Origin of the sequence: Umbribacter vaginalis, from assembly GCA_001552935.1 — a bacterium.
Taxonomy (GTDB): Bacteria; Actinomycetota; Coriobacteriia; order Coriobacteriales; family Eggerthellaceae; genus Berryella; species Berryella vaginalis.
In genome coordinates this window covers 98,882-116,246 of the sequence record KQ959685.1, presented here as the reverse complement: position 1 = coordinate 116,246, position 17,365 = coordinate 98,882, and the positions used below count along the sequence as shown (strand labels likewise).

At 46.3% G+C, this 17,365-nt stretch carries 11 protein-coding genes; 9 read left to right on the top strand and 2 right to left on the bottom strand.

Annotated features, from left to right (window positions below; genetic code table 11):
- Positions 1-946 (bottom strand): response regulator transcription factor (locus tag HMPREF3190_RS03645; protein ID WP_066780482.1); only part of this gene is annotated, 946 nt, incomplete at its 3' end.
- Between the two features lie 322 nt (positions 947-1,268).
- On the opposite strand from HMPREF3190_RS03645, the gene argF reads away from it, so the two are divergent.
- The 4 genes from argF (at position 1,269) to HMPREF3190_RS03625 (ending at position 8,578) form a co-directional block, all read left to right on the top strand.
- Positions 1,269-2,261 (top strand): ornithine carbamoyltransferase, encoded by a 993-nt coding sequence (gene argF / locus HMPREF3190_RS03640; RefSeq protein WP_066780480.1) that lies wholly within the window; start codon positions 1,269-1,271, stop codon positions 2,259-2,261.
- A gap of 10 nt (positions 2,262-2,271) precedes the next feature.
- Positions 2,272-3,228, top strand: a complete 957-nt coding sequence (arcC, locus tag HMPREF3190_RS03635) for a carbamate kinase (protein WP_066780478.1) — start codon at positions 2,272-2,274, stop codon at positions 3,226-3,228.
- A 418-nt stretch (positions 3,229-3,646) separates the two neighbouring features.
- Entirely contained in the window at positions 3,647-5,230 is a 1,584-nt protein-coding gene (locus HMPREF3190_RS03630) for a YfcC family protein (protein WP_066780476.1), read from the top strand.
- Between the two features lie 621 nt (positions 5,231-5,851).
- The gene (locus HMPREF3190_RS03625; protein WP_066780473.1) at positions 5,852-8,578 is read left to right on the top strand and encodes an InlB B-repeat-containing protein; all 2,727 of its coding nucleotides are present in this window, start codon (positions 5,852-5,854) and stop codon (positions 8,576-8,578) included.
- Positions 8,579-8,753: 175 nt separating this feature from the next.
- On the opposite strand, the gene HMPREF3190_RS03620 is transcribed toward HMPREF3190_RS03625, so the two are convergent.
- Positions 8,754-9,353, bottom strand: coding sequence for a hypothetical protein (locus HMPREF3190_RS03620; protein ID WP_066780471.1), 600 nt, complete (start codon positions 9,351-9,353; stop codon positions 8,754-8,756).
- A 277-nt stretch (positions 9,354-9,630) separates the two neighbouring features.
- Here HMPREF3190_RS03620 and HMPREF3190_RS03615 point away from each other — a divergent pair, with 277 nt between their 5' ends.
- The 5 genes from HMPREF3190_RS03615 (at position 9,631) to HMPREF3190_RS03590 (ending at position 17,354) form a co-directional block, all read left to right on the top strand.
- The gene (locus HMPREF3190_RS03615; RefSeq protein ID WP_066780469.1) at positions 9,631-9,885 is read left to right on the top strand and encodes a dynein gamma chain protein; all 255 of its coding nucleotides are present in this window, start codon (positions 9,631-9,633) and stop codon (positions 9,883-9,885) included.
- A 6-nt stretch (positions 9,886-9,891) separates the two neighbouring features.
- A complete protein-coding gene (gene nikR / locus HMPREF3190_RS03610; protein WP_066780467.1) occupies positions 9,892-10,314 on the top strand; it encodes a nickel-responsive transcriptional regulator NikR in 423 nt (140 codons plus the stop codon).
- A gap of 249 nt (positions 10,315-10,563) precedes the next feature.
- A complete protein-coding gene (gene hypE, locus HMPREF3190_RS03605; RefSeq protein ID WP_066780466.1) occupies positions 10,564-11,586 on the top strand; it encodes a hydrogenase expression/formation protein HypE in 1,023 nt (340 codons plus the stop codon).
- Between the two features lie 406 nt (positions 11,587-11,992).
- Positions 11,993-12,640: a hypothetical protein gene (locus tag HMPREF3190_RS03595; protein ID WP_066780463.1), complete on the top strand. Its 648-nt coding sequence runs from the start codon at positions 11,993-11,995 to the stop codon at positions 12,638-12,640.
- 103 nt (positions 12,641-12,743) lie between these two features.
- The gene (locus tag HMPREF3190_RS03590; protein ID WP_449676136.1) at positions 12,744-17,354 is read left to right on the top strand and encodes a hypothetical protein; all 4,611 of its coding nucleotides are present in this window, start codon (positions 12,744-12,746) and stop codon (positions 17,352-17,354) included.
- Positions 17,355-17,365: the final 11 nt, after the last annotated feature.

The window sequence follows — 17,365 nt, the reverse complement described above, 5'->3', positions numbered from 1 at the left end:
TGATGTCGTTTTTGTTGTCTACATTTACTTTCGCAATAATATTATGCACATGCTTTTTTACGGTGCTCAGTGCCAAATGCATACTCGATGCCATCTGTGAATTGTCGCTTCCCATTAAAATCATACGTAAAATTTCGCCTTCGCGCGCAGATAGGTTGTATTTCGCGCAGTACGAAGGCAGCAAGTTGTCGATATTTTTGATTGAGCGATCGGTTGAAGGCAGCGGTGCTTTGTTGAAGTGCACGCTAATTGTGCGGCACGCATCGATGCTTAGCATAATAGCAAGCCAGATGAACAGCATATTTTCAGCAATGCTGCGCTCTGCAAAAAACCAAAACGGCGCAATTGATTTCTCGAAATCGTAGGGGTTCGTGAACAGTTGGAAAATGGCATTCTCGCTTACAATGCCAATGGTAATAAGTATCGCTACTTGCACATATATGGGTTTTGGGCGCACTTGAGGCCGATTTTTTGCACTCGTCGAAAAATAGTTGTAGAAATAAAATACAAAAATAACGGCTAAAAATACGCTTCGATTGATGAAGAATAAGAAAATGCGCAGATGAGGTTCGGTAACAAAAATAAGAACGGCTGCCGACATCGCCACAAACATCACTGTCGGCAAAATTTCTCCTACGGGGTTATACATGCCTGCTTTCTCGCAAAAATAGAGCCACAAACTTCCGAAAACAGCCGCACCGCAGATAATAAACATAACAGGAGAATTTATATCGTAGAAAGCAACAGGATCAAGCGATTCATTATGCACAATAAAATCGTGGTAAAACACGATAGAAACGTCGAAAAAATACGCCACAAACATTACCATCCCGTAGGCAAACGATTTGCGGTGCGAAACTAAGAAACCAGACAAACACGTAGCGGCGGCAAGCGCGGCGAATAACATAATAATGAGGGTGTAAAAGAACAAAATAAATTCCATCATTGCGTACACCCTTTCTTATGAAAGAAATTTCGTCATTTCTGAAACCATATACACTATAATGCTTTCAACAGGATTTTCCAAGAGGAGTAGTGCGGTATACCATCCCACTGGTACGGGAGTACTCCTTACTAGCACCGCAAATGCACCTTTATATACACCTATAAGTATACTTTTCAATTCACGCACAACTTGTCATGATACAAGTGTCCCCAGACGTTGGAGCGTTGCCCGCGGGTGGCGTTTCGCGTTGGAAATAGAAACAGCCTTCATAAGAAGGCAACAATCAAGTGCCGATATTTCGGCAGGAAGAAAGGAAGAGATCATGGGTGTAAACATTAGTGGACGTAACTTCTTAAAGCTCCTCGACTACACGCCACAGGAAATTGAATACCTCCTTGCGCTTTCTAAAAACTTTAAGGATATGAAGCGCGCAGGCGTTCCTCACCGCTATCTTGAGGGCAAGAACATTGTTCTTCTTTTCGAAAAAACCTCTACGCGCACTCGTTGCGCCTTTGAAGTAGCAGGCTCCGATTTGGGCATGGGCGTTACCTACCTCGAGCCTGGTTGTTCTCAGATGGGCAAAAAAGAGTCAATTGAAGATACTGCGCGCGTTCTTGGACGAATGTACGACGGTATCGAGTATCGTGGTTTTGCTCAGGAAAAAGTGGAAACGCTGGGTAAATATGCAGGTGTTCCTGTATGGAATGGTCTTACAACCGAATTCCACCCAACACAAATGCTGGCTGACATTCTTACCGTTCGCGAAGAATTTGGCGATACGCGTGGCCGCAAGCTTACCTTTATGGGCGATGCGGGCAACAACGTTGCAAATTCACTGATGGTTGTGTGCGCCAAACTGGGTATCGACTTTTGCGCATGCGGTCCTAAAAAGCAAATGCCTGCAGCCGATTTGGTTGAAACATGCAAGAAAATTGCTGCAGAAAATGGCTCAAGCATTCTTCTTACGGAAGATGTTGCTGAAGGTGTTGCTGGCGCAAGCGTGGTATACACCGACATTTGGGTATCAATGGGCGAGCCTGCAGAGCTGTGGGAAGAGCGCATCAAGATTTTGTCTCCGTATCGCGTAACCAGCGAGGTTATGGCAAAAGCTGCTCCTGACGCTATCTTTATGCACTGCCTGCCTTCATTCCATGACACCAAAACAACTGTTGGTGCTGAAATTGCTGAGAAATTCGGCGTAACAGAGATGGAAGTAACTGACGAAGTGTTTGAAAGCTCTCGTTCACGTGTGTTTGATGAGGCCGAAAACCGCATGCACACCATTAAAGCTGTTATGTATGCAACCTTGAAATAAGGAGTTCACTATGCCTTATACAAAAGGAGATAAAAATAGCGTGGTAGTTGCACTGGGCGGCAATGCGCTTGGCAAAACGCCAGAAGAGCAGCTTGAGCTGGTGCATCATACTGCGAAACACATTGTAGACATGGTTGCTGAAGGCATTAACGTTGTTCTATCACATGGCAATGGCCCTCAAGTTGGCATTATTAACAACGCGTTTGGCGTGGCATCAAAAGCCGACGACAAAATTCCATCGATGCCGTTCCCTGAGTGCGGTGCGATGAGCCAAGGCTACATCGGATACCACCTTTCACAAGCTATTTTAGGTGAAGTGAAGCGCCGCGGCATTTTGCGCTCAACAGTAACGCTTATTACGCAAACGGTTGTTTACCCTGATGACCCAGCGTTTAAGAACCCCACCAAGCCAGTGGGTGCGTTCATGACGGAAGAAGAAGCGAAGGCGAAAGCCGCTGCAACGGGAATTACCGTGAAAGAAGATGCTGGTCGTGGCTGGCGTCAGGTAGTTGCAAGCCCCGAGCCTCAGCGTATCGTTGAGTTTGATGCCGTGAAAGACCTGATGGACGCAGGATACATTGTTATTTCAACAGGTGGCGGCGGCATTCCTGTGTTCGAACAGAACGACAGTTACGTTGGTGTACCTGCAGTGATTGACAAAGACCGTTCGTCTGCAAAGTTAGCTGCTGCGTTTAAGGCCGACATGCTGGTTATTCTTACTGCTGTTGAAAAAGTGGCAATTAACTTTAACACGCCTCAGCAGGAAAACATCGATCACATGAACATTGAACAGGCGCAAGAGTACATTAAGCAGGGACAATTTGCTCCTGGCTCTATGCTGCCGAAGATTGAAGCGTGCTTGGCATATTTGAAAGAGTATCCACAGGGTAAGGCTCTTATTACGAGCCTCGATCATGCTGCTGCGGGCTTACGCGGAGAAACAGGTACTGTTATTACTGCACTGTAATGGTGCAATACTACAGCCGATGTATTCTTTGCAAGGCTCTTAGCATTATTCGCTGACGAGAGAAGGATTATGCGTTTTTCATTACACTCACACATACAGCGCATAGTTCCTTTTCTCGCAGTGAATTACATTGCAGCACGTGAAAGTACGCAGAGCTAGCTGAAAGTATGCAGATCGAAAACAAAGAATAAAATCGCGATGAAATTGATCGCGGAGTATTAAAAACTGGTAATGCAAGTAAGAATAGTAAAATTATCGGGTATACTATGACCGTTTATAAACATGCAGGATGTATATCGACCTACGTTCAACGCGCGCTGCGCATACGCCCGATAGGTTACGAATCTACTTGCTGTTTGAGCACGAAAGAAAAACAGGTACATGTGCAATGAATGTTTCATTGCCGAAAGGAGGAGTGATGACAACAGATACCACGCAGGTTGCATCTCCTGTTGAACCTACGAACGAAAAGAAGAAGCATCACATTAAGGTGCCTTCGGCGTTTACCATTCTTTTCTTGGTAACCGTTCTTGCCGTTGCTGCGACTTGGCTAATTCCTGCCGGTTCGTACGCAAAATTGCAGTATCAAACCACAACTCATACGCTGCAAGTGAAAGCCCCCGATGGAACAAAAAGCGATTTACCCGCTACTCAAGAATCTCTCGATAAACTAGGCGTAAAAATTGGAATTGAAAAGTTTACCGAGGGAGCTATTACCAAAGCAATTTCTATTCCTGGAACGTATTCGGGGCTTCCCCAAAAGGGGCAAGGTGTTGAACAAATCCCTGTAAGTATGGTAAGCGGTACTATTGAAGGTATCGACATTATCGTATTTATTTTGGTTTTAGGTGGTCTTATTGGAGTAGTTGAGGCATCAGGCGCGTTTGAATCGGGCTTGGTGGCGCTTACGAAAAAAACGAAAGGGCGCGAGTTTGCGCTGGTACTTTTCGTAAGTTTGTTCATGGTACTGGGCGGATCGCTGTGCGGTCTTGAGGAAGAAGCGGTAGCGTTTTATCCCATTCTGGCACCAATTTTCATAGCTCTTGGCTACGACTCAATCATAACGGTTGGTTCAATTTTCATGGCTGGATCAATCGGAACGACGTTCTCAACCGTTAATCCATTCTCAACAATTATCGCGTCGAACGCAGCCGGCTTTATGTGGACTGAAGGCTTGGTATGGCGTGTGGCGTCGTGCATCGTTGGTGCTATCGTTATTATTTGCTACCTGTATTGGTACGGCAAAAAAGTGAAGGCTGACCCTTCGTTCTCATATACCTATGAAGACCGCGAGCAGTTCAACGCTCAGTGGGGCTTGATGGGTGCAGCCGACAAAGTTCCACCGTTCAACATCAAGCGTAAGTTCATTTTGGTGTTGTTCGTGGCGGCATTTGTGCTGATGGTATTCGGCGTTATGAAGCTGAAATGGTGGTTCCCACAGATGGCAGCGTCGTTCTTGACCATCGCTATCATCATTATGTGCATTGAAGGTTTCTCGAAGGGCGGAAAGAGCGAAAAGCAGCTGGTAGACGCGTTTTCTGCCGGTTCTTCAAGCCTCGTAGCTGTTGCTCTTATCATCGGCTTGGCTCGTGGCGTAAACCACGTTCTTGATCACGGTATGATTTCTGACACCTTGCTGTTCTGGTCGTCGAACTTGGTTTCTGGCATGTCAGGCCCGCTGTTTATCATTATGCTGATGGTGGTATTCTTCCTGCTGGGCTTCGTAGTGCCATCGTCTTCGGGCTTGGCAGTGCTGTCGATGCCAATTTTTGCGCCTTTGGCAGACACCGTTGGCATTCCTCGCTGGATTATTGTTTGCGCATATCAATGGGGTCAATACGCGATGCTCTACATTGCTCCTACGGGCTTAGTTATGGCAACGCTGCAAATGCTTGATATGAAGTATCAGCATTGGTTGAAGTTCTCATTGCCGATGGTTGCATTTACGTTTGTGTTCGGTGCAATCTTGTGCGCGATTATGACTATCATCTATCACGTGTAGCGCCGCTGGATATTGTGAGAGGCATTACGTTGCATGTTTCGTAATGTCGTACGGTGTATCTCGCTGGTGCGTGTAGAAAAAGTTCAAGAAGAGCTGCTGGCATACGCTGGCAGCTCTTTTTTTGCGTTTACGCGGCAACTTTTATGAACCCGGCTGCGTGTTTGTTGCGTCCAGCTTGCGCTTATGAAGGTAGGAGTGTTTCTGCAATTACGCCGTGGCACGTTCCACTATCCACGCCGCCGCTATCCGTGGCGCCGCCAACTCCACCCTCCCGCTCCCGTTGCAAAATCTCATAACCCCAGTTCTGCGCATCGCTACGAAAAAAAACTGTGGAAATGCACGTTTTTTTCACGCAACTCTTGCAATACTTATTCTTTCCTACTTCCTATGCCATCCTAATAACACTCTGAGCAAAGCTAAATGATAGACGTAGGAGTTTGATTACATATGTTGAACTCGGATTATTTTGTTTGAAGCAAGTAAAAGTTGAAGTTTCTTAAAAAAGAATTAATATTCGCTGTCTTGTATTATGTATGGCAAGATAATCAGGTATTATTTCTACTAATATAAATGTTTTACTATATGCTTATAACAGTGATGCCGTCATGAGAGGAGAGCTTTATGTATTGCACACGAAAAGCTATTCCAAGGTGTATAAGCGCCGTATTGGCAATTCTTTGTTTGGCTGCTCTTGCATTATCGGTACACGTTGTACCTGCATTTGCAGCTCATGATATTGCTGGTACTGACAGAGCGAATCAAACTGTTATTCATGTTAATGCCACAACAGGTGATGACGCTTATGACGGTACAGAGGCGCATCCGTATAAAACATTGCAAGCTGCAATTACAAACGCACCTGATGGCACATGTCTTACGATACACGGCGAACAAAAAGTTTCCTCTAAAATTACCATTTCAAAATCTCTAACCTTAGTTGCAGGGGACGCTCAAGCAAAATTGGTACAAGAAGGCAACAATGGCGCGCTTGAGTTTAACGCTGCTGATAAAACGCTTACTGTTGGTGACGCGCAAGCCGCCAACGCGAATGCGGCACAAGCGTCAAGCGCACCTGTATTGACCATTGAAAAATTATCCTTAAAGGTAACCGCTGGCCGTTTTGAAATGTATGATGGTGTGAAATTTGTTGGCCCTGATGATGCTGCGGTATTGTTTCAAGGAAAGCAAGCTAAAGGCGCTGTTTATGGCGGAACTGTTACAACCGATTCCACATTAGCTAAGCCGCGTTATGCATTCTCGCTTACCGATGGCGCGCATATCGACGCTGTTCGGGGGGGGGTATTCAGTGTTGGCGCTTCAGCGATAAGCGTTGTTGGTGAAGGCAGTACAATAGATGAAATATCAGGTGGCACTTTCAAAAACAATAAGCCGCAACCGCTCGTAAGCGGTTCATCTTGCATATATGTTGCTAACGGGGGGCATATCAAAAAAATTTCTGGCGGAACGTTTGAGTCAGTATGGGATGCAGCACTCGATGTACGCGATGGAGGCTGGGTTGACGAGATAAGCGGCGGTTCTTTTAACGCTACGCCTGATGTTGCGTATCATAAATATGAAAAGAGTGGTGGTTGGTGGAGGTATCATTATTTTTCTGGGGTTCTTGTGTATGTGACACCGGGCGCAAACAATCTCAAGAATAAAACGGGCATCGGAACTATTAGTGGCGGAACATTTAATGGCGTGCATTCAATTTTTACCGTAGGTAGAAACGATTTAGGTGCTGAAAAAAATGGAGAAGCCACTATCGATAAAATTACGGGTGGTACTTTTAGTTCAACTGCTATTCCTGATCTTCCTAAAGATGCGGTTTTATCTATGAGTGCATTGTTTTTTGGGCAAGTTTCAAAAATTGACACAATCGAAGGTGGCAATTTTACTACTGATGCCGGCACTGCACTTACTCTTGAAGGAGATTTCAACTTTCAAGAAACAGTGCCAGAAATAGGTGAAATAAAGGGAGGAGCCTTTACGTCATCACGTGGCACCGCAGTGGTTGTCAACCAAGGTCATGTAAAGAAAATATCAGCCGGCACTTTTGAAAGTACGGGCAATGGGTATGCAGTAGAAGTTTCGATGAGGCGAGGTTCAATTGATGAAATTTCTGGTGGTACCTATAAAGGTACACAAGGAGTAATTAAGTGTGAAAGCGGTAGTATCGGTAAAATTTCAAACGGCATATTTTACACGAAAAACGATACAGCAAATGAGAATTTTGACAAAGCTGCAGCGTTGAATAATCATTCACAGAATGCATTATTGCTTGAGCCAGAGCTTAGTACGACACAGGTCGACAAAGGACAAGGAAGATATTTTGCGCATTTAAGAGAAGATCAGTGGTGGGTGCACACTAAAATCGGTCAAAACCTTACTATGCCGCAGTATACAGGGCTTGATGGTACAAAAAAAGATTATGTCTTCAGCGGATATAATTATATTTTCCCGTTTAAAAATCCTTCAGCGAGTGATGCATACGATAATGCATATCGATTTTTCAAGGTACTCTTTATAAAGAGCGACAAATCTTTAGGAGCGATTGATAGAAAAGATAACGATTATTATGATGCGTCTGAGGGTTTTGACACAACTCCACATACTATTTATGCACTTGAGAAGAAGTACGACACCACTGGGGATATGCTCGATAATGATTATCGATATTTAAAAAAACAAGCTACATTATCGTACGATGCTAATTTTCCAAGCGGCGCAAACGGGTCGGGCGACGTGCCACAAACGCCAAAGGAAATAAAGGCTTTCAACTATTCATACTTGGAAAATACTGTATCGTTTAAAAATAATGAGCCTGCGGAAAGCTTATTTGAAGTGAAATCTAACAGCAAAAAGCTTGCCGTGGAAGGTTATGAGTTTATTGGCTGGAATACCAAAGCTGACGGATCGGGTATATGGCTTAAACCTGATACGTATGTTGCTATGCCCGCTTACAATGTAACCTTATATGCTCAGTGGAAACAAACCACTCCGCCGACGCCGCCAACTCCGCCGACGCCGCCAACACCGCCTGCGCCGCCAACACCTCCAACACCGCCGACACCACCAACTCCGCCTGCGCCACCTGCGCCTTTGCCAACGCCACGTGAATTAACACCACTGACGCCAGCTATAACAAAACCACAGGCTGGCACATCGCAATCAGCGCCCGAGCAGCAGAAACTTACTGGAAATTCTGAAGCCCCTGGGCACATTCATTCCGCGGTTATTCCTAAAACACGAGATAATGTAGGAATGTTTATGATTGCTGCATTCGGCTTCATGGCAACAGGTTTATATATACTGCGAAAGCAATATAACCGTGTCAAGGGATTGTGATACAGCATTCGTACAAATATGATGGACGATTGGTTACGATACGTTCCACGAACGACATGTTGTATGGACGATGCGTTGTACAGATATTAAAATGCATATTGCAATAGCTCCGAATGGTAATGAGGGGCGTAGATGTTCGTTGAAAAAACGTTTAGGGGTTCATTAAATGGGCGTTTTAGGCGTTTGAGGCAAGCAAAGGTTCGAGTTGCTTGATAAGGCTCCACACCTGCTGCTTTGCGTGCTGAGAAGCAAGAGCGGCACCGAAGTTGCGCAAGGCAATGCACGGACGCCCGAACAAACGCAGGTATTCTCCCTGCTCATTAGCATAAATTTTGCAAACAGGAACATCGCGCGCCGTGGGGTTAGGCGTCTGCGTCAACGAAGGCGCCAACACTCTAAGTTCGGGCATCGCCTGTATGAGCTCCGCAAATTGGTTGGTGTGGTTTTCTGTGGTCGGCGCTTGCGCATATCCCGCTTTCAACTGCGAAAAAAATGCCTCGTCGCAACATATAAGCGCTATTGGATCGATGCCTTCTACCACCTTCACCAGTTGTCGCGCTTGAAGGCTCGCGTCTTGATTTTTGGGGTTCTGTGACACGAAAGCATAATCGTTATCGGCAATGTTCAGCGCGGCTATGATACGCGTCCAAGCTTCCATTTCCGCAGATGACGCCTCAAACGGACGCGTGCTGGCAATAACAAGGCGCGCTGCTGCGTTCCCCGCTATAAAGGCGGCGAACTGTTTAGCGCACGTGTATTGCGAGCTTTCAAGCATGCTTGCTCCTTTTGCGATGAATGTTGCGCCTTTCTGTGCGCGCTACGTGCATTTTCTGCGCTTTCATTCCAACACACCCAACACACCCAACACATTATAACGTATAGTCTGCTTGACGACATTCAACGAGAAACTTGCTACAATAATACGTTTTCTAAATTTCTCATACATTCGTTACAATTTTGCGATAAATAGAGAATTATTTGTCTGTTCTCTACCAAAAAATGCAAACTGCGGTATATTACGAATTAGACGAAAAATGTTAAGGGAGGATATTATGTGTACAAATGGTGTTAATACAGGTCAATTTGACCAAATGGTTGAACAAATCGATGACCATGTAAAGTTGGAGCGCCGCTGGACACACAACTTAGCTCATATGGCTGCCGATGGTGGTTTCGCAAAAACAGGCAAAACGCTTCATGAAGCTATGGAAAAACTTGACGAAGTTCGTGCTTTGCTGGCAGATGCGCGTGATGCGCTTGAAGATGACGCTGAGGCCGCTTCTGGTGTCGTAACAAATTTGGTGTAACCGCTTATGAAAGACGACCTCATTCGTTTTTCTGTTGCTATGCCTGCGTCGCTGCTCACCCGCTTTGATTCGCTGGTGGCGCGGCGCGGTCTTGCAAAAAACAGAAGTGAAGTTGTGCGCGATTTAGTGCGTGAAGCGTTGGTTGCGCAAGACTCCGAGCTGCCAGGCGCCGAGGTGATGGGCACACTTACTATTGTGTACGACCATCATGCAAGCGAAGTGCAAGAAAAACTCCACGACATTCAGCATAATTATTATGGGCATGTTATTTCTACGGTGCATGTGCATTTGAACGAGCATAGCTGCCTTGAGGTAATTATTTTGCGCGGCGAGTCGTTTGCGGTTCAAGACATTGCCAACACCATCCTTGGAACCAAGGGCGTGAAAAATGGCAAGTTGGTGCTTACGTCAACGTCGGCACTTGCTTAATGTGTGCACACAAATGATCGCGTGAATGTACGTTCGCACTTTGTTTGTAGAAGCAAGAGTGAGTGAACAAGAACATACAGCTTGAAGCCGAGGTATATCTTGGTTGGTGCGCATCGCACGTAGTGGTTGTACATGCGCAAAGCCCTGATAGTACAAGTTGTACGCGCGCAAACAGCACAAAATAAGGTAACATTTGACATTGCTGGCGTACATAATAGCCAGCTTTCTTTTTTCACAAGGAGGTTTTTGGTGGATGAAGCAGTAATGCTGGGGCATGGCTCTGGCGGATCGATGATGAAGCGCATTATCGACGAAGTGTTCTTTAAAGCGTATGGCGACGAAATCTTGCTGAAAGGCGATGACGCAGCCGTTTTGCCTGCTCCTAAGCGCAACGAGCGCCTTGCATTTTCTACCGACTCGTTTGTGGTTTCGCCCCATTTCTTCCCCGGCGGCGACATCGGCAAGCTTGCCATCTGCGGCACCGTCAACGATGTTGCCACAAGCGGCGCGCGCGTGAAATACCTGTCGTGCGGATTTGTGCTTGAAGAGGGCTACCCGATGGATAACGTGAAGCGCATTTGTGCGACCATGGCGAAAACCGCAGCTGAGGCGGGCGTTCAACTGGTCACCGGCGACACGAAAGTGGTGAACAAAGGGCACGGCGATGGCGTGTTCATTAACACAAGCGGCGTTGGTTTTATTCCCGATGGCATCGATCTTAGTGGAACGAATTGCCAGCCCGGAGACAAAATTTTGCTTTCAGGAACGCTGGGCGATCATGGTATTACTATTATGAGTTGTCGTGAGTCGTTGTCGTTTCAAACCGATATTCAAAGTGATGCTGCACCGCTTAATCATCTTATTGCCGATGTATTGGCTGTGGCGCCGCACACGCGCGCTTTCCGCGACCCAACGCGCGGCGGATTGGCGTCAACACTGAACGAATTTGCTGCTCAGTCGCAAACCGACATGGTGGTTGACCAGGACGCCGTGCCCGTGAAGGACAATGTTATGGGCGCGTGTGAGATGCTGGGCTACGACATTTTCCAGGTGGCGAACGAAGGCAAGATGGTTGCTATTGTACCTGCTAGCGAGGCCGACGCTGCGCTTGCTGCCATGAAGGCGAACTGCTACGGGCGCGATGCTGCCATCATTGGCGAGGTAACTGAAATGGCCGCCAATCGAGGCCCGAAGGCGCTTATTCGCACACCTATTGGCGGTTTGCGTATTCTTGATATGCTGGTTGGAGAACAGCTGCCGCGCATTTGTTAGTTTTGTTCGAGTAGAAATGTCTGTCTGGTGAGGGTGCGTTTTTGTGCTCCCTCACCAGTTTGCTTTTTCCAGCACCCATTCGCCAGCATCGCACATTCGACGGCGCTACACACTCTCTTTCGCACCCATCCGCCAGCAGCGGCGATAGGAAAGTTATGTAGACTTTGTGTATTCACGCCCGACACCATCTACATTCCCGCTTATAGTTTATGCGTTTTGATAAGGCATTTTATAATTTTTACTAATGCTGTGCTGAATAATTCTTTATATTTTTTAATTTTTTTTCGCCAGATGTTGCAGCTGCAACATCTTTTTTCTTGCTCTTCCTATAAAAAGTAAGTTGTAGTTACCTATAAGCAATGGTTAACAAAATAATCATTGCCTTACACGAGTGAAAGGAAGACTCATGAATACTGAAAACTCACTAACACGCCGCGATTTGTTTAAAAAATCAGCAGGTGGAGCGCTTGCTGTTGCAGTGCTTGCCGCAGGCATGAACGCAGGCGGCGTACCAACGCTGGCGCAGCATGCCACCCAAGGAGCCAGTTTCTTTGAGGGCGCCGTACCAAGCGCATTTGCTGCTTCGCCAAATGATGATATAGCGCACATTACAGCTCCTGGTACTTATACCGTAACAGCAAATATATATGTCGACAAGAAGGATACGCCTATCCACAAAAATGCGTATGTTACCAATCCAAGCGAGCCCCCGCTCCATAAACCCATTACTCCTGTTAAGCAGAACGCAACGCTTACTATTACCGAAGATGGTAAAAAATTGCTGCACGTTCCGGTAGTGAACAATACGCTTGGTGTGATGCATATTTCTGATGTTTCGACTGATGGTGTCCTTCATGTTCAAAGTCGTCAAACAACGAAATGGTCCACATTTTTCTATAAAGGCGATAAACGTATTTCTGAAATAGTGTTTGATATTACTCATGTTAAAGATTTCTCTCATGCATATACCTTCACAGCCTGCGTTGAATTCGTAAAATTTGCATTATATAGAGGAGAAAAGCACTGGGATTTGCATGTTACGCTGGGATTTTAATGCATATCCAGCATATGCGTAATGAGATTTTTCCCTGAGCTTTATCACGCTTCATACATATTGAAAGTCGTTTAACGCATTTATTGCTTGAATTCATGCAGAGATGAGAAAGGAAGGGCTTATCGTTATGAGAACATTTTCCACACGGATACTGCACGTTTTCTTAGCTGTGGTGTTGTGTGTTTCAATGGCACCACATGTGGCATTTGCAGATACGGTGCCAACAGCAGGCACAACTACGCAAGAACCATCGAATGCGCCACAACAGGCAGCACAACCTTTGCCTGCGCCTTCGCCGAAAGCCTCGGCAGATCCATTGGGCGCGCAACCAAGCTCGCCGCATACATCGAATACGTCTTCGTACGTGCCTGCGCCATCAGCAGTTCAGCCACAGCAAGATGCACAGAGCATACAAGCAGGCAAGAATTTAACTGAACGTACTAATGTTGCACCCACTAAAGAGAACGCTTCATTAGCACAGAGCCAAAACAGTTATGGTGATAGTGCGCATGTACCATCTTCGACTTCAGCTTCGCCTGCGTTGCTCAATAGTACAGGCAGTTTAGAAAACCGAAGCGCAACTGAAGCAGGTGCAGATGGTAGCACTTTAAGTGACGAGCCATCCTCGGAAGAAGACACACCAAATACTCTTGGAGAAAAACCAGCTGACGTGTGCCCCAATACAGAGCCTGATCCGTATCTTCCTGGTAGTGAGCCAAAATTTTATAGCGCAGCCGACTTATCTGATGGTACGTATTCCGTAACAGCAAATATTTCTATACTCACACCTATTGGCGCACGCGGATACACTACAAGCCCCGTTAATCCAGTAGGTATTGGCCCACGCGGCATTCCAACAGCGCCGTTGACGTATAATGCAACGTTAAAGGTTAATCAGGGCGTATATGAATTGTCGATTGATTTGCTTAATCCTGCATTTACGGTACAAGAAGTGTCAAGCGGATCAACTATAGAAGTAAAATCGCTACACACCTCTCCTATTCCTAAATCGCCTGCTGTTGGCGCAGATATGGGCCATAATGCCAATATTGCTAAGCCGGGTAGTCCTAAAACGCGTATTGACCATTTAGATCTTGTATTAAAAAATCATAGTGGACTGTATCAATTTGGTAGTGGGCGCTCAGGATGGCGCGTATTTGCAACTCCACTTGATATGTGGATTCCTAATTGCGATGGCGAACCATCACACAGTTTGGATGTTACCGTTGATCTCAAAAATGCGCGCTTGTTAGGGAACGCAAGCGGCACGAAAGTATTTGCCGACAATGCTAATAAAACGCGTGTAGAGCTTTCATTTACAACACAATCAACGCATATTGCAGATATTAATGCGGGAAAATTGCTTGTACATATGACGCCGCTTACCAATGAACAGGATATTCAGTACTGGGTTAATTCTTTACACTCATATTATTCCGATATTAAAGCCGATTCAGGTGTGCGCTTGTACTCACTTAATGCGCGCAATAACAACACAGACATACCATTTGATTTAGGTATGAGTGCAAAAGTTCAACTTCCTCTTGTTCATGCCGATGACAAGGTAGTATTCCTTGATTCACAGGGCGCTCATGAATTATCAGGACAAAGGGAAACGGTCGGTTCGACAAGTTTTATAACCGTTACCGTTCATGATACGGGGATATTTTACGTTGTACCTAAACAGGTAGCATCAAAGCAGTTATATACGCTGTGTTCGCCACGTGATAATGATACGCACGTGCGTACCGTTTTAAGTTATGGCGACCCTGTGAGGTCTGATGAAGCAAGTGATGAAGACTATTTGCAGCTTAAAGCATACGTTACTACGTCTTTCGATGCAATGAGAGATTTTGCAAAGATCAAGGTTAAAACTACTCCGCTTAATAATGTAAATGATTTTGGCGTTACAGATGCGCTACGTGCTACATCGTATGGAATTGCTACGTATGGAAAGGCTCCAGGAGCTACGGTGGCAACACCTGTTATGCGTGCAGATTTATCTGGCAGCGGCGCTGAGATGTTCCTCGACCTAACGTATACGTTGCCTACTTCAACAGGGCAAGCGCAGGTATTTGCTCTTCTTTCCGATACTTCAGGCAAGCAGTATGGAAAATGCAAACTGAGTTCCTTGTCTTTCGGTAATAGCGTAAGTGTGTCATTAAATGAAAATCAAGCTAACATTGATGCGCTCCTCAAGGGGATTATTTCTGATGAAGAAGCGGCGCAGTCTGGTAAAGCAATATTTGATTACCTTGTGTTTTATGGAGCCATCTATGATTCAACTTCGAGCGATCTTGAGGGGCAACCATCCTTACATTCTAAAGACGGCGCTACGTTGATTGCATCGTTGGTAGTTGTTGACGCTGGTAAAAAAGTTAAACAGCCAAAACCACAAGTTAATTTATTGTATAGTGGTCAAAAGCAACATGTGCTTGCAAGCACTAACGAATTCAATGTTGAGGGCGGAAGTGCAACCGAGCCTGGCGTGTATGAGGCAACCGTTACACCAAAACGTGGTTTTGTGTGGGAAGATGGTACTACAACGCCCTATAAATTTACCTGGCAAATTATGAATAGTGACACGTCAGGACATGGCGTTCCTTTGCCAAGTGTTCCTGGTGGACAGGGTGGCGACCATAATCAGGGAACACAGCCTGAAAACCCGAGCACTCCCTCAGGCGATGAGCAGCCAGCGGGTGATGGGTCTATTAAACCAGGCACCTATACGGTTTCTGCAAATATCTGGTTTGATAAGCACGACACAGGTTTGCCTTTGAATCCGCACATCACGAATCCTGGCTTTCCGCCGAAAGATCCTGTTGCAAAGAATGCACGCCTTACCGTTAACGATAACGGCGAAGCAAGCGTAACGGTACCTATTTCTATTCAGTCGAAAATTATGCATATTAAGAGCATTTCGGGATTGAATATTACCAATACTCAAACACGAAGCGATAGTAGTTCTACAGGCGATGACATTACATCCATTACAGTGAACTTAGGAAAGTTAAACTCAGGTCAAACGAGTGTGACGATACCGTGCAACGTGCAAGTACATTTGGGAGATTTAGCGTTCCAGATGGTTGCGAGCCTTGTTGGTGGAACGCGCGATCATAACTGGCCTGCAACGTTTAATATGCGCATGAGCGGTTTGCCCTCGTCGGGTGGCGGATCGATTCCTCCTGCGCTGCGTGACAAGCTGAACCAAATTCTTTCGGGCAATCAGCAGCAGTCGGGTACTTCTGATAATCAGACAGGGCAAGCTCAAAGCGGTTCTGATCTTACCAACTTTACGCCAGGCACCTTGGGAATTGCTGCTAAAAAAGGCGTAACGGTTGAGATGAATGGCGATGCCATAAAACAAGGTGACGCAGCGTCTGGAATGGTAGATGCGCAGCAAAGTTTAGCAGCTGGCAACGTTGCTGTTGAGGGTATTCTTGAAGGACCTAATGTTCCTGATGGTTCGGTATGTAATATTACAACCGCTGCACTCGATAGCATACAAGTTGCAAGCGCTGCTCCTGCTATTATGCAAGTGCTCGGCAAAGAGCTTGCCGATCCGCAAGCGGTGGCCGGTGTGTTTGATGTGTCACTTAACGTCAACAGCACGCCTGTTCACGACAACTTCGGTAATCTGGTGCTGAGCTTCCCTGCATCGCCTGAATATAATGGCAAGCAAGTAAAAGTATGGCATTTCCACGCCAATAACACTGTTACGAGTGAAATATGCACGGTGAAAGATGGCTGTTTCTCGATTGCGGTATCCGATTTGTCGAAGTTTGCCTACGCGCTGCTTGAGAACGTGAAACAAGACGCTCAGAAAGCGACGCAAAACCCGCAGACTATCGATGCAAGCCCCGTACCTGCTGTTCCCGGCGATGCCGATCAGAACGCACAGGGTGGTGCTGGTGTCGCAGGTGCTGATGCGTCGGCAAACCACATTGCCGCAGGTACCTACACGGTTTCTGCAAACATTTGGTTTGATAAGCACGACACAGGATTGCCGCTGAACCCGCACATTACCAATCCTGGTTTTCCGCCGATGAACCCTGTTGCTAACAATGCACGTCTGGTTGTAAATGAGGCAGGGGAAGGCTGGGTTACTATTCCTATTGCTATCCAAAGTCGCATTATGAACATCCAAAGCATTAGCGGCTTGAACATTACTCAGTCGGATTATTCAGATGGTGGTCTGCGCTCCATAACGGTTTACCTGGGAGTTTTATCGGGTAATCGCGCTGCTATTGTGAAGCATTGCTCGGCAACCGTGCGCATCGGCGATTTGGCAATGACCATTGCAGGCGCTGTTTTCAAGGGCGAACGCATGCACACATGGCCAGCAACCTTTAGTTTGAACTTTAGCGGTTTGCCCCGTTCAGGTGGTGGACGTGTTCCCGATGTTGTGAAGAATTACATGGCAGGTGCACACGACAACACTGTTACAAATGCCGAAGAAGCAGCGCTTGACGCACTGGGCGATTCCTCGGTTACGCCTCAAAATGATGCCGATACATCCACGCGCGCGCAAGCGAAATCGAAGGGCATTGCGCCTGATCAAAGCACTGCTATGAACGCGTCAACGGTTGCGGGCATCGTGGTTGTTGTGCTGGCGCTGGCGGCACTGTGCGCCTACGCGATTGTGCGTTCTCGTAAGTTGCGTCAGCAGTTTACCAAGTTTGATGATAGTGAGCGAGGTCCAAGTCAGCATTAATCGCTGTGTTT